General features: G+C 65.1%; 14 protein-coding genes. 4 read left to right on the top strand and 10 right to left on the bottom strand.

The window, feature by feature from the left end; all coding sequences use genetic code 11:
- Positions 1–85: 85 nt before the first annotated feature.
- The gene (locus tag ACERK3_17920; protein MFA9480153.1) at positions 86–844 is read left to right on the top strand and encodes a PEP-CTERM sorting domain-containing protein; all 759 of its coding nucleotides are present in this window, start codon (positions 86–88) and stop codon (positions 842–844) included.
- Here ACERK3_17920 and ACERK3_17915 read toward each other — a convergent pair.
- A complete protein-coding gene (locus ACERK3_17915; GenBank protein MFA9480152.1) occupies positions 841–2025 on the bottom strand; it encodes an NAD(P)-binding domain-containing protein in 1185 nt (394 codons plus the stop codon). The two genes, ACERK3_17920 and ACERK3_17915, sit on opposite strands and share 4 nt — an antisense overlap.
- Before the next feature lie 281 nt (positions 2026–2306).
- Between ACERK3_17915 and ACERK3_17910 the strand changes: the two genes are divergently transcribed.
- The 3 genes from ACERK3_17910 (at position 2307) to panC (ending at position 4988) form a co-directional block, all read left to right on the top strand.
- Positions 2307–2747, top strand: coding sequence for a DUF2203 domain-containing protein (locus ACERK3_17910; GenBank protein MFA9480151.1), 441 nt, complete (start codon positions 2307–2309; stop codon positions 2745–2747).
- 257 nt (positions 2748–3004) lie between these two features.
- Entirely contained in the window at positions 3005–4078 is a 1074-nt protein-coding gene (locus tag ACERK3_17905; GenBank protein MFA9480150.1) for a glycosyltransferase family 4 protein, read from the top strand.
- A 46-nt stretch (positions 4079–4124) separates the two neighbouring features.
- Positions 4125–4988, top strand: coding sequence for a pantoate--beta-alanine ligase (gene panC / locus ACERK3_17900; GenBank protein ID MFA9480149.1), 864 nt, complete (start codon positions 4125–4127; stop codon positions 4986–4988).
- A gap of 4 nt (positions 4989–4992) precedes the next feature.
- Here the strand turns inward: panC and ACERK3_17895 are convergent, their stop codons facing one another.
- The 9 genes from ACERK3_17895 to ACERK3_17855 form a co-directional block, all read right to left on the bottom strand.
- Positions 4993–5523 carry a dihydrofolate reductase gene (locus ACERK3_17895; GenBank protein ID MFA9480148.1) on the bottom strand — a complete coding sequence of 177 codons (531 nt, stop codon included), beginning with the start codon at positions 5521–5523 and terminating at the stop codon, positions 4993–4995.
- A gap of 52 nt (positions 5524–5575) precedes the next feature.
- Positions 5576–6385, bottom strand: a complete 810-nt coding sequence (locus tag ACERK3_17890; protein ID MFA9480147.1) for a thymidylate synthase — start codon at positions 6383–6385, stop codon at positions 5576–5578.
- A gap of 17 nt (positions 6386–6402) precedes the next feature.
- Positions 6403–7560, bottom strand: coding sequence for a tetratricopeptide repeat protein (locus ACERK3_17885; GenBank protein ID MFA9480146.1), 1158 nt, complete (start codon positions 7558–7560; stop codon positions 6403–6405).
- Positions 7560–8267, bottom strand: coding sequence for a TonB family protein (locus ACERK3_17880; protein MFA9480145.1), 708 nt, complete (start codon positions 8265–8267; stop codon positions 7560–7562). Before ACERK3_17880 ends, ACERK3_17885 begins: the two co-directional genes overlap by 1 nt.
- Positions 8264–8674, bottom strand: coding sequence for an ExbD/TolR family protein (locus ACERK3_17875; protein MFA9480144.1), 411 nt, complete (start codon positions 8672–8674; stop codon positions 8264–8266). The genes ACERK3_17880 and ACERK3_17875 overlap by 4 nt, the downstream gene beginning before the upstream one ends.
- Positions 8675–8737: 63 nt before the next feature.
- Entirely contained in the window at positions 8738–9340 is a 603-nt protein-coding gene (locus tag ACERK3_17870; protein MFA9480143.1) for a MotA/TolQ/ExbB proton channel family protein, read from the bottom strand.
- Positions 9337–10917 (bottom strand): MotA/TolQ/ExbB proton channel family protein, encoded by a 1581-nt coding sequence (locus ACERK3_17865; protein MFA9480142.1) that lies wholly within the window; start codon positions 10915–10917, stop codon positions 9337–9339. The genes ACERK3_17870 and ACERK3_17865 overlap by 4 nt, the downstream gene beginning before the upstream one ends.
- Positions 10914–11765, bottom strand: a complete 852-nt coding sequence (locus tag ACERK3_17860) for a DUF3450 family protein (protein MFA9480141.1) — start codon at positions 11763–11765, stop codon at positions 10914–10916. The genes ACERK3_17865 and ACERK3_17860 overlap by 4 nt, the downstream gene beginning before the upstream one ends.
- Positions 11762–14185 (bottom strand): TonB-dependent receptor family protein, encoded by a 2424-nt coding sequence (locus tag ACERK3_17855; protein MFA9480140.1) that lies wholly within the window; start codon positions 14183–14185, stop codon positions 11762–11764. Before ACERK3_17855 ends, ACERK3_17860 begins: the two co-directional genes overlap by 4 nt.
- Positions 14186–14381 lie beyond the last annotated feature (196 nt).

Below are 14381 nucleotides of genomic sequence, written 5' to 3'. Positions count from 1 at the left end.
AATACGCTTCGGGCACGAGTTGCAAGTCGCAGGCATTGTGACACCGGGATGCAATCGCTGACTTCAAACAGAAGGGGAACCTGTGATGAGCATGCAAGAATGGAAGTGCCTGGTCGCTGCGGGCCTGATTGCCTTGGCTACATCGCATAACCCTGCGTATGCGTTGATGATCGACGACTTCACGCAGGGCCCCATTACCCTTGGCAGCGAAGGCTCGAACCTTGGCGGCGGAGTCAGCGAAACGCAAACCGGGCTCGACCCCAATCACGTCGTTGCTGGTACGCGCGAGTTGTTCGTGGCGACGGTCACAAGCGATTCGGTCGTAACGCCTACGACATTGACTATTCATCCGGATGCTATCGATGGTCGCCTGCGTGTCACTAGCGCCACAGTCGACGGGGATGACCGACCAATCACCTATTTCATCGTTCGGTACGGTTCTGAAGACACGCCACTGAACTTTGATGCCACACAGCACGGCAACGCGATCAAAATTCATAACATCCGCACGAATTTCGAAAATGAAAATCTCTCGCCGCTTCACGACATGATTCGCGTCGCTGACGAGGACGGCGCCAGTGCCGTTCCATTTGAAGTGCCAGGCAACGACGGTGCGTTCGACCTGATTCTCCCGTTCTCCAGCTTCGACGCGGACTTTGAGAACGTGCATTACATCGACTTCATCTTTGCCCGCGCCCGCCAACGAGACGCCTTTATCGCCTTCGATGCGATCAGCATCGTTCCGGAACCCGGCTCGCTCGCCTTGCTAGGTCTCAGTGGCATCACGCTGCTGTGGCGACGCCGACCCGAACTCCGCTGCGCTTCGCGGCTAAATCGCCCTTAACTCTCCGGCAACGCGAACTGCTTCGCCGCCTGGTTGATCAGGTGCATCGGCGGCTGTTGGCCCGTGATATTGCGGGCGATCTTCGCCACGTGCGGGTGACAGTTCTCAATGAACAACCGGAACCGCACTTGCGTGCCCGCCGCGGCCGTGCCTGCGACATACAGGCCCGGCACGTTCGTCTCCATCGTCGACAGGTCATGCTTCGGCGAACAGTTCTCACCCACCAGCTCCACACCCGCCATCGCGAACAACTCGGTGTTCATCACATAGCCGGTCAGCAGCAACACAAAGTCAGCGGGCACGTGCGTCAACTCGCCGCTGGCCTCGGCGGGCGTCGTGGCAAGGTCCGTCACGCCCGGCCCGGCGTCCTGCCCGCGCAGGCCGGAGTCTTCCAGCACGACGTGCTCCGCGGTGATCTCGCGGACGAGCGTGTAGGGGTAAAACTTCACGCGCTCATGCTCGATGAGCGCTTTGATCTCCGGCAGGATGCCATACTTGACCAGTCGTTCGTCAAACCCGCCCCAGCGATAGCTGAGGCTCACCTGAGCACCGGCGTGATAGCAGCGCAGCGCGGTTTCGACCGCCGAGTTGCGCCCGCCGACGATGAGCAGCCGCTGGTTGAAGTAGCGATGCGGCTCGTCGAAGTAGTGGCTGACATGGGGCAGATCTTCGCCGGGCACGTTGATCTTGCGCGGGCCGTGCATATCGCCGACAGCCAGCACGAGGTGTTTCGCCTGATATGTGTGAGGCGTGCCCCGGCGGTCGGTGTGGAGCGTGAAGCGGTATTCGCCGTCGCTTTGCTTGATGTCGGTCACGCGCTCGAAGGTGTTGACCTTGAGGTCGAACTGCTGAACCACGCTGCGGAGGTACGCGAGATATTGCTCTCGGCTGGCGCGATTGTGGTCGGACAGGGTAAGGGGGACGCCTGCGATGGCGATGCGTTCCGGGCTGGAGAAGAAGCGGGTCTGCTGGGGGTACCGGGTGACGGTCTGGCCGACCTGTCCAGCGTCGAGGTGGAGGTAGTCGACGCCCATGTGTTTGAGGACGACGGCCAGCTCCAGGCCGATCGGCCCGGCCCCGACGATGATGACCTCCGCCTGCCGATCGGCGTCGGCTGGCGGACGCGGTTGGCGGGAATCTTCTGGCGGGTTGGCGAGTTGTTCAGGTGGCTGAGGGCTCATGCCCAAAAGCTTATCAGGTCGTGCCCGGAGGATGGCGGCATCGCTTTTCAAAGCGGATCGACCGGTAAGCCGATAGGACGTGTAACGGATTTGTGATCCGTCGGCCTCGCCATCCTCCGAGGCGCGAGCCTATCGTGTCTTGGGGCAAGCCTCAAAGGCAGGCGTGAGCTGGCCTTGGAGGAAGACAAGGAAGCCGGGCGGTACGTTACTTATGACCGCTTTTGTAGACAATCCAGTCTCAAACCCTGCGAGGCCCAACGATGTCCGCTGAAAATGCTTTTATGACGACGACTCACCACGACCCGTTCCCCGATAAGCGCTACTTCTCGGTCGAGGAGGCGAACCGCGCGTTGCCCTACGTGCAGCGTATTGTGAAAGACGTTGCCGAGGTTTACAGCCGAATCGTCGACCTCCGCCGCGAGGTGGAGCAGGCGGCCGACACCGGCGGCGACAGCGAGACGGCCGAGGCCCGATATGAGACGGCGATGGATCGGCTCAGCGCGCTGGTCGACGAGCTGCACGCCGTGGGCGTCGAGTTGAAGGATTTCGAGAAGGGGCTGATCGACTTCCCCGCGGTGCACGACGGTCGGGAAGTGCAACTATGCTGGCATCCGGGCGAGCCGGAGGTAGGCTACTGGCATGAGACCGACGCGGGCTACGCCGGCCGACAGTCGGTCGACACGCTGGAAAACGTCAAGACCGCCGCGGACGACGAAGACTGACCGCCCGCCTCGGCCCGAGAGCTCACAACCGAACCACCACCCCCGGCGGACGACGTACGCGTCGTCCGCCGTTTTTTATGGCGTCGGGCAGAGGTTGTTCCCCCCATAGCCCCACGCGGGAGCGTGGGGTTTGGTCCACACGACGCTAACCCTCCGCTTCCACGGAGGGCTATTGCCCACGACGTTCGAGGCTCATGGCCGATCACAGTAAAACGAATCGTGTTTCACCCATCGCGGGAATGGCGTAGCATGAACGGATGCATGTGGCATTGCTTGCCAACGTCGCCTGGCTGGATGAAGAACTCGCCAGCTTTCAGCAACTGGTCGTCGGCCTGATCGACGAGCAGGTGCGGGTTGCGCAGGTCGTGCCGCAACACCTGCCGCTGGAGGAGTCGATCGTCTTCGGTGAACGCGTGCTCTGGCCGGAGTCGAAGTGGTGGGCGGTCAACGTCTATCGGCTGTGGCGGATGGATACGAAGCTCGCCGAGTTGGGGGTGGATCTGCTGCACGCGATGGACGGCCGACTGTGGCTGGGCGCAGCCCTGCTGGCGCGGAAGCTCGAGCTGCCCGTCATCTTCCAGGCCAACTCGCACATCGACCTTCGCCGACTCGACCGCGTGACCGCCCTGCTGCCTGCGAAGCAGACCGCCTTCATCGCCACCACCGAACCCATCGCCCAAGCCATCCGCGAACGCCTCACCGAAGATCACACGGTCGCCTGCGTGCCGCCCGGAGCCCACGTGGGCGAGCCCGTCCGCGTGCGCCAAAGCGACGACGAGGCCTGCGCCGTCATCAGCGGCAACGGTCGGCTGGACCACCGCTATCACGCCATGCTCGAAGGCCTGGGCGAAGTCATCCGCCGACACCCGCGAACGCAGTTTTTCTTCGACGGGCAAGGCTCCGACCAGCATCAGATCTGGAAGGCGGCCCGGCATCACAACCTGATGTCGAACCTGTCGATGATCCCGCGTCGGCTGGGGCATCGCGAACTGCTCGTGCGGGCGGACATGCTGTTGCATCCGCAGCCGCTGGGCCTGTCGCGAGGGCTGACGTTGCAGGCGATGGCCCACGCCGTGCCCGTGCTGGCGCATGAAGACCCGTGGCTGGACTACCTGGTGGCGGATGAGTCGGCGTTCGTGATGTCGTCCGCCAGCGGGCCGGACTGGGCTGAGCGCATCAACGCCATGATCGAGCAGCCGCAGGAAGCCGAATCGCTCGGCCAGCGGGCGCGGTCGTGGATCGGCGAGCACCGCACCGCCTCGCAAGCCATCGCGGGCACGCTGGAGATGTATCATCGCATGGCCGGCCATACGATTCCGTTTCCGGGGTGAACGCGTTTTTGTTTTTCCAATTGCCAATTTCCGATTTGCTCTTCGCATGCAACTGACACACTCGACTGCCGACGCACGTAAACATCGCAACGCACTGACGGGAACGGTCGCGCTTGTGCCCACGATGGGCGCGCTGCACGCAGGCCACTTGAAGTTGATCGAGCACGGCCGATCGTTGGCGGACCATGTGCTGGTGAGCATCTTCGTCAACCCGACACAGTTCGGGCCCGGCGAAGACTTCGACCGCTACCCGCGAACGCTCGAAGTGGACCTCGAACGCTGCCAGGCTGCCGGCGCTGCCGGCGTGTTCGCGCCGTCGGTGGATCAGATGTACCCCCCCGCCGCGCCGGATGTGCAGGTCGACGTGCCGGAGCTGACCAGCGATCTGGAGGGCGCGTTTCGGCCGAGCCATTTCGCGGGCGTCTGCCGGGTGGTGATGAAGTTTTTCAACGTCATTCAGCCCGACATCGCAGTGTTCGGCCAGAAGGATTACCAGCAACTCAAGGTCATCCAGGCGATGGTCGCCGACCTGCTCATGCCCGTGCGGGTCGTGGGCATGCCGACGATGCGCGAAGACGACGGCCTGGCGATGTCCAGTCGAAACCGCTACCTCTCCGCCGACGACCGCCGCCATGCGGTCGGCGCGTACAAGGCGCTGCTGCAAGCGAAGCGGATGATCGAAGACGATGGCGAAACCGATCCCGCCGCCGTCGAGCGGGCGATGCAGCAGACGCTCGAAGCGCATCATTTTGATGTGGACTACGCCGTGCTCCGCCACCCGCAGACGCTCGCCAGGCTCGACTGCGTAGAGCCATCGTTGACCCACGGCGTCGCCGCGCTGATCGCCGCCCGCCTCGACGAGGTTCGCCTGATCGACAACATGATCATCGGCGCATCAGCGACCGCATGAAGTTTCAACGTCGATCGTACTGCTGAAAGCTCATCGCATACTTGTTGCGTTCGTCGGCCGGGCGACGCTCGTCGGCCGACAACTGCCACGCCTCGCTCGGCAACTCGGGAAAGAACGTGTCACCCGCCACCGTCGCGTGCACCAGCGTGAGGTACACCCGATCCGCCCACGGCAGCGCCAGGCCAAACACCACCTCGCCGCCGATGACAAACACCTCACCCTCGCCCGCGACCTTCGCCTGCAACGCGTCCCAGTCGTGCACCACTTCGACACCCTCGTGAGCCCATTGCGGATCGCGTGTGAGCACGATGCTCCGCCGATTCGGCAGCGGCCGACCGATGGACTCGAACGTCTTCCGCCCCATGACGATGGTGTGTCCGGTCGTCAGCCGTTTGAAGTGCGCCAGGTCCGCCGGCAATCGCCAGGGCAGATCGCCATCCCGGCCGATGACCCGATTCTCCGCCATCGCGACGATGAGAGAAATTTCGGATTTCGAATTTCGAATGTCGGATTTGCCCGTCACCGCGTCGCTCACCTTTCCCCAAATCCGAAATCCGAAATTCCAAATCCGAAATTCCAAACCAATCTCACACCGCCACCGGCGCCTTGATATGCGGATGCGGGTCGTAGTTTTCCAGCGTGAAGTCGTCGAACGTGAAATCAAAGATCGACTTCACATTCGCGTTGAGCTTCATCGTCGGCAGCGGCCGGGGGTCGCGCGACAACTGCTCGCGGGCCTGGTCGAGATGATTAAGGTAAAGGTGCGCATCGCCGAACGTGTGCACAAACTCGCCCGGCTTCAGCCCCGTCACCTGCGCCATCATCAACGTCAACAGCGCATAGCTGGCAATGTTAAACGGCACGCCGAGGAACACGTCGGCACTGCGCTGATACATCTGACAACTCAGCTTCCCCTCCGCGACGTAAAACTGAAACATCAGATGGCAAGGCGGCAGCGCCATCTGATCCACCTGCCCCACGTTCCACGCGCTGACGATCAGCCGACGCGAGTCAGGGTTGCTCTTGATCGCTTCGACCACCTCGGTGATCTGATCAACCTGCGTGCCGTCCGGCCGCGGCCAGTGTCGCCACTGATACCCATACACCGGCCCGAGTTCGCCAGAGTCGTCGGCCCACTCGTCCCAGATGCTCACCTTGTTCTGCTTGAGGTAAGCGATGTTCGTCTCGCCCTGAAGAAACCAGAGCAGCTCATGAATGATCGACCGCAGGTGCAGCTTCTTTGTCGTCACCATCGGGAAGCCGCCGCCTTCCGCCGCCGGGTCGAGGTTGAACCGCATCTGATAGCCGAACACGCTGAGCGTGCCCGTGCCCGTGCGGTCGTCTTTCTTGACGCCGTGGTCGAGGATGTGCTGCATCAGGTCGAGGTACTGCCGCATGTCGATAGTATAAGCGCTCACGGTATGCGAAGCAGCCGCCGCACCATCCCCGCCGCCGCCTCGTCCATCCCGTAGCGCTCGACATACACCTGCAACATCTCCCGCGCCCGCTCGCGTTCACCTTGCCCGGCATAGCTGAGCACCAGCAAGCGCAGCGTCGTCGGCTCAACATCCCCCGCTGCCCGCGCCGCCGCCAGATGCGCCGCCGCCTCGCCGAACCGCTCCCGCTCATACGTCAGTGTGCCCAGGTAAACATGCACCTGCCTTGGCACGTCGGCCCGCTCCGCCGCCCGCTGCCAGTACCGCACCGCCTCGTCAATCTCACCCGCCTCGCGAGCCAGCTGCCCCAGCAGCAGCAGCGCCCGCCCGCCATCTGCCGACGTGTCGTCGGCCTCCGCCGCCCGCGTCGCCGCCGCCCGCGCCGCCTCGCGGTCGCCGTGTGCAAGCCACGCCTGCGCCAGCCGCAACTGCATCGCCGACGTGTCCAGCCCATCATCAATCGCCCGCTCGTACCACGCCGCCGCAGCGGTCGGCTGGTCGGCCCGCATATGCAGATCGCCCAACGTCCGCGCCCGCTCGCCCGCCGCCTCACCCAGGTGATACGCCAGCGTCATCGGCCCGATCGCCTCACGCCAGCGGTCACGGCTAAGGTGCAGGTTCGCCAGCCGCAAATGCCCCCCCGCATCGCTCGGCCGAGCGCGAATCACCTGCTCGTACAACTGCGCCGCCTCACCCGGCAACCCCGCCGCCGCCGACGCCTCCGCCACCGCCAGGTGCAGATCATGCTCGCCCGGCGTCACCAGCAGCAACAACCGCAACGCCGACAACGCCGACCCTCGCCGATCCGCCCGCTGCTCGATCTGCGCCAGCCGCCCCAGCATCGCCGCATCCAGCCGACCCGCTTCGATCGCCCGCGCATACGCCCCGCGAGCCTCATCAAACCGCTCCAGCGCATACAACGCATGCCCCTTGAACAGATGCGCCGCCGCCACATCAGGCCGCTCTTCCACAATCGCCGACAGCGCCGCCGCCGCATCAGCATACGCACCGTCGGCGTACAACTGCCGCGCTTCGTGTAGCCGTGCTTCCACCGACTCGTCCGCCGCCGCCGAGCCCGCGCACGCGACCCACATCACACCCACCGCCACGACAACGACCGACCAGTTACTGCTCATCATTGGATCCTGAAATCAATCCGCACACTCGTCCACGTCGCCACCGCCCGCCCCTCATGCTCGCCAGGCTCAAACGACCACTCGCCCTGCAACGTCTCCATCACCGCCCGCTCAAACGAAGGCGGCCCCCGTCGATCCGTCACCCGCACCTCACGCACCTGCCCGCTCGTATCAACAAGCAGTTGGGCCACCACATACCCCTCCACCCCACGCCGCTGCGCCGCCGGCGGGTAAGGCGGCTGCGGATTGCGGATCGGCCTCGGCCCGACATCCACCTCCCCCTCACGCATCGGCCCCCGCCGCGCCGCCGCAGGCTCGCTCGGCCGCGGCACAACCTCCGTCGCATCCACCGACGTCGGCACATCCCGCACAACGCTCGGCGGCACACGCACCGTCACATCCAGCGACGGCGTCGGCAAGTCCAACGGCTCAACCGTCGGCTGCGGCAAGTCCACATCAACCGTCGGCTCCTCAAACACCTCATCCTCCATCGGCTCCGGCTCATCCTCCGGCTCTTCCGCCTCCACCACCGGCTCAGGCAACGCCGCCAACCGCACACGCGACAACGCCCCTTCCTCCACCACCGCAGGCGTCGGCCGATTGATCAACTCCAGGCTCAACAACAACAGCGCATTAACCACCACCGTCGCACCACCCGCGAACAACACCCGCCGAACGGTCCGCGATGTCCACCGACTGTCGCTCATCGTCCGCGTCGCTCCCGCGTCGCCACCGCCACATCGTCCACCCCCGCCGCTCGCACCGTGTCCAGCACCTCCACCAACCGACCCGAAGGCGTCTGCTCGTCCGGCACGATCACAACGCTCGGCCGATCGCTCTGACGACCAAACACCGCCACCCGATCACGCAACTGATTCACATCCACCTCGCGACCGTCTGCATAAATCGCCCCGCTCGCCGTCACGCTCACCCGCATCGCCATCGGCTCCACCACCCGCGTCACACTCGCCTCCGGCCGAGTGATCTCCACCCCCCGATCACGCACGAACGTCGTCGTCACCAGAAAGAAAATCAACAAAATGAAAACCATGTCAATCAACGGCGCAATATTGATCGCAGGCAACGCCCGCGACCGCCGCTTCTGTCTCGTCATCGATTGAAACATGGCAACACCCTTCACACTTCAAAAACCGAACGCAAACCCACATCAAACCCGCTAATCATGCAGCACCGCCGTCTCCACCTTCTTCGCATACAGTTCCGCCGTGTCGATGCACCGCCGCGCCCGCGACGCCAGGTAGCCATGCACCAGCATGATCGCCAACCCCACCACCAGCCCCGCCTGCGTCGTCACCAGCGCCTGCGACACGCCCGCCGCCATGCCCTCGGTCTCCGGCATGCCTGTCGCCGTCACCGACGCGAACGTTCGCACCATCCCGATCACCGTGCCCAGCAAACCCAGCAGCGGCGCGACCGCCCCCAGCGTCTGCACGAACATCAACCCCCGATGAATCCGCACCGACTCGCTGTCCAGCAACGGCTGAAGATACTTCTCAAAGTACGCCCTGCTCGGCTCGCGTATCGTGAGCGCCGACCGCATTACCCGCGCCAGACAACCCGACCGTTCGTCACAAAGCAGGCTCGCCTTCGCCGACTCGTTCCGACGCGCCAGCGCCACCGCCTGCTCCGCCCAATCCAGATCGCCCGGCGACTCGTCGCGCAACGTCAACCACTTCCACGCCATCACCGCCCACGCGATCAGCGACAACGCCACAATCGCCACCATCACCCAGCCGCCTTGAACAAGCACGCTCGTCACGCTTCGCTGCCCTGTTCCTGCGCCGCCTTCGGCTTCGACTTCGGTTCCACCTTCACCTTCGACGCCGCCTCAACCGCCACCGCACCCGCGACTTCGCCGCTGCGCGCCTGCGAAAGGTTCAACATCGTCGCGGCATGTTTCTCCGCATCACTGATGATCCGGTCCGACTTGCCACTGAGCGCGCTGTGCAACAGCAGAATCGGAATCGCAATCACCAGCCCCGCCGCCGTCGTGATCAACGCTTCCGAAATCCCGCCCGCCATCGCGCCCGGCTGCACATTGCCAAACGTCGTAATCACCTCGAACGTCTGAATGATCCCCGTCACCGTGCCCAGCAATCCCAGCAACGGCGACACCGCACCCAGCACCGCAATGCCCGCGAGAAACCGCTCCAGCCGCGGCGCTTCGTGCAGCAACTGCGCCTGTATGCCATCCTCCATCGCATGCTGCCCCTGCTCGCGCCGACTCAGACACGCAAGCAGCACCCGCGCCACCACGCCGTCGCTCGCTTGGCATCGCCGCACCGCCGCGTCAGCATCGCCGCGCTCGTACGCCTCGAACACCGCCGCCGCCAGCCCGTCGCCGCCTCGGCCCGCGCGATGCAAGGTGAACCATCGCTCGACGATCAACAACACCGCCAGCAACGCCACCAGCCCCAGCGGGATCATCACCAGCCCGCCCGCGAGCACCGTCGCCTGCAGCCCCGTCTCCTGTAACGCCGTCTCGGCCCGCACCTGCCCGGTCACATCCATCGGCAGCCGATGCACCGCGCCGGCCACCGCTGCGCCCGCTGAGCCGCCCGCCGCCGCATCATCAAACACCGCCGCGAGCTGCCGTTTGCGGTTCCGATGGATCGACTCGACCCACCGGTAGCCCGTCGCCTCAGCCGGGCTCGCCACCGCCATGCCCAGCCGACCGCCATCCACCGTGCGATACGCATACGCCACCCGCCCCACGCTCAGCAGTTCAACCGCCTCGCGCGAGCCGTCCGCGGTGTGCACTTCGGTTCGCGTCACCCGCACCTGCCCCGCTCGCCGATGCAACTGCTCGAACCGCGTCACCCATCGCGACGCGCGCTCTGCCCGCTCGCGCCAGTCGCCTTCGTTCAGCAATCGAATATCATCCGCCGACGTCGCCTCGAACGTCTCGCGGTCCGGCGACTCGGCCAAATGCAGATCAATCCGCTCCGCCACCCCGGTCAGCCGACGCATCAGGCCCTCAAGCCCGTCCGCCAGCGTCGCCACCTCGTCGCGACCCTGCCGCAGCTCGCGCTCGACCCTGCCGCGCGACTGCTCAAGCTGCACGCGGTCGAAGCTCGCATCGAGCAACCGCGCCGCCAGCTCTCGCCGCTGCGACTGCAACGCCGACTGGTCGCGCTCCCACGTCTGCGCTGCCTCATCGCGCTGCTGCTCAAGCGATTCGATCTCCGCTTCAATCGCCGCAAGCCTGTTCCGCAACGTGTCCGCATCCGCCGCGATCGCCGTCGCCGCACCGCACAGCAGCCACCCCGCCGCCGCGCATATCAGCACCGCCGACCGCCACGCTCCGCCACGCACATCGCCACGCAAGCCGATCAAGAGTCACCTGCCTGTTCCGTTTCAAGGTCCGCGATGATCGGCACCGCGAGGATCGCAGGCGGCTGCCGTTCGCGCATCGTGTCGATCACCGCCTGCAACCGCTCCGCCTCGCCAGACACATCGAGCCGCCAGTCGCCCGCGCCTGGGTCGAACACGCCCACCGCCGAGCCGTCCTCGCTGACGAACCCTTCCGTCACCAGGCCCAGCCGATAGATAAACGCATGCATTTGCCGATCCCCCACCGCGACCCGCTCGTTGCGCAGCTCGCGCTGGTCCACCCGTTGCAGCTCTTCGCTTGCGAAGTCGACAAACGTCGCCAGCGCGTCGATCCGCTGCGTCGCGCTCGCATCCACATCACCCAGCGCTTCACTGACCCGCTGCACCGCTGCCCGCCTCGGCTCACGACCGCTCGGCACGCCGTTCGCGATCGCCGCCTCCAACGCCGACGCCGACGCGCTCACCGTCCCGGTAAGCGTATCCAGCGCATCCGCCAGCGCCGCGCGTTCGTCATCCACTCCGACCCGCTGCTCGCGCAACTGCTCAAGCTCATCATTCAGCTCGCCCACTTCCGCCTCGGCCGTCCGCAGATCATGTTGCAACCGGTCGACCTGCTCCGCCAGCGCGTCGCGTTCGCCCGCCCGCTGCGACCGCTCCGCCCGCGCCTCGGCTCGCAGCGACTCAAGCTCGGCGACCCGCTCGGCAATCCGTCGCGCCACCGCGTCCGCATCGTCCGCCATCGCAACCGCCATCGGCTGCCACGCCAGGCTCAACCCGAGCACCACAGCAGCACACCGCCCCAGCCCGGCCGCACCGCCCCGCCTTCCATGCCAGTATTGACGTCGTGTCACCAGTTCACCTCGACACCCATGTAGGCGAACATCGCCGCGCCAGACCGAGCGCCATGCGGATGACGCGACGCCACATACTCGCGGTCCAGCGCGTTCTGCACGCCTGCGAACAGCTTCGCGTTCTCCGTCACCCAGTAGTGAGCCGACAGGTCCAGCAGGAAATGCGAATCCGTCGTGCCGAACCGTGCGTCCGGCTCGCCGTCGACATTCACCTGCTGTCGCGTGTTGCTCGCCGTGGTGTACGTTTCGTCCACATAGATGCCATTGATGAAGAAGCCGAACTTCTCGAACTCGATCCCCGTGCCCAGCGTGATCGCCCACTCCGGCACGTAAGGCACGCGATTGCCGCGCTGCCCGCCGCTGAAGATCGACTCCGGATTCGCCGACCCCGTATCGCTCGCCAGCCGGGCTCGCGTCCACGTCGCCGCCACGTAGTACGGGTTGCGGAAGCCCCAGCCGTTGGCGATGCCCGCGTCATACTCCAGTGACAACTCAATGCCATGCGTGCGGATGCGCCCGACCGACTCATCGCCCGCGCCGCCGCCGGCCCCGACATAGTCCCGCACCAGCAGATCATCGAACTGCGTAAAGAAGTACGTGCTCTGAGCGCGAAACGCGCCGCTGTCGTGCTGATATCGCAAGCCCAGTTCCGTCCCCAGGCTCGTCTCTTCCTTGACGCCCTGCGTGATTCGCGACTGCGGCTCGGGCGGCGAAAAGCCCACATACGCTCCGCCGAACGCCATCCACTCATCGGTAAAGTCGTACGTCACCCCAACCCCGCCGGCGACCAGGTCGAGGTTGCCCGACCCGCTATCGCCGGTGTTGAAGTTCTCAAACGACTGCCGCAAGTGCTCGTACCGAATGCCCGGCGTCACCGTCCAGTCGCCGAAGCTCATCTCATCCTGCACAAACACCGCGATCGCCTGCGTGTCCGCCCGGCGGTTGTCCTGGCTCCCCGGCGCGCCCGCCGCTCGGCCGACAAACACGCCGTCCGCGTTCTGCGTGTAGACCGTGTCATGCTGGAACCGCCGCACGCGGTCTTCGTGATACCGCACGCCCACCGCCAGCCGATGATCCAGTCCGCCGGTCTCAAACAGAAACTCGCCGATCGACTCCGCGCCCCACGAGTAATAGCTGCGCTTGTTGTCCCGATACCGCAACGTGCCCGCCCCATTGCCACGCAGGGCATCGAGGGCCGTCCCCCCACCCGCCAGCGCCGCCGCCAGGCTCGGGTTGTTCACTACCGTACCGTCGTCGTACGTATACGCGCCCTGCAGGTCGTGCAGCTTCGACCAGTTGCGGTCAAACTCGTTGTAATAAACCGTACTCGTCAGGTTGAAGCTCTCGCTCGGCTCAATGTAATGCCTCACATGCGTTCGCCACTGCTCGGTCTGAATCCGGTCAAACCGCGACGCGGCATAACGCCGATGCGGGTCGCTGCGAAAATCCGCCCGCGTCAAACCGAGATAACTGATGTCCGCATCAAGGTCGGTATAGCCCGCCTTGAACTCGAACTGCTGATAAATATCCCCATCCGGCTCCCACGACAGCTTCAGCATCGGCTCGATCTTCGTAAACCCGGTCCGCCCGCGGTCGCGGAAGTCAGGCGTCGCATCAATACGCTGAAAGCCATCGTTCGAACGGAAGTAACCCTCCAGCAGCAAGCCGAATCGGCCCATGTCCGTATCGAACGTGTCGCCGTAGTGCGTAAACACGCGGATGTCGTTGTCCGTGCCATAGCTCGTGCGGGTGTAGCCGCGCCGTTCGCTGGGGATGCTGGTCGAAAGGTAGTTGACCACACCGCCGGTCGTGTGCGGGCCGTAGCGCACCTGGCTCGACCCCTTGAGCACCTCGACGCCCTCCATTCGACCGACGGTCGGGCTGTAATACGCCGCCGGTGCTGAATACGGCGCAGGCGCCGCCAGCACGCCGTCTTCCATCAGCGTCACCTTGCTCGTTCGCCCCATGTCCGCGCCGCGGAGGCTGATGTTGGGCATCAACCCGAAGCCGTCCTCTTCACGCACGTACACGCCGGGCACCTTGCGGAGCACGCGGTTGATGTCGTCGTAGTTCTGCGTGCGGATGTCATCCACATCGAGAAACGACCCCGCGCCCGGCAGCGCGAACTCCGCCTCACGCGTGCCGATCACCGTCAGCCCCGGCAAGCGAAACGCCGAGCCCGTCTCGACCACCGCCTCGCCGTCCGCCTGACCATTCGCCTCACCATTCACCGTCGGCGGGGCATCTGCCTCCGCCTCACCCGGCGTCGCCTCCACCGTCAACGTCGGCTCGGCCGGCCCATCCACGCCCGCCTCTTCCTCCGCCATCACCACGCCGGCCCACGCCAGCACCACCCCGGCCGCCAGCCCGGCCCCCCCGCCGCGACTGCCACACCATGCCAACATCTGACGACAATCCATGACGAAAACCTCCCTCAAGGGAAAATGTTGCACACGCACGCCCCACGCCCCACGCCCCGCCCCGCCCCGCCGATGGAGCCAGGCAACGGCAAGCGAAAGGTCACCCAATCGCTCATCCCGGCGTACGCCTGATACACGATTATGAGACACAGTCTCAACGATACAAGGAAAATAGTTACCCCCCGCAAGCCTGTCA

The sequence above is a fragment of the Phycisphaerales bacterium AB-hyl4 genome (assembly GCA_041821185.1).
Lineage (GTDB): Bacteria > Planctomycetota > Phycisphaerae > Phycisphaerales > Phycisphaeraceae > Natronomicrosphaera > Natronomicrosphaera hydrolytica.
The sequence above is the reverse complement of the archived record's forward strand: the minus strand, read 5'-3'. Positions and strand labels throughout refer to the sequence as shown.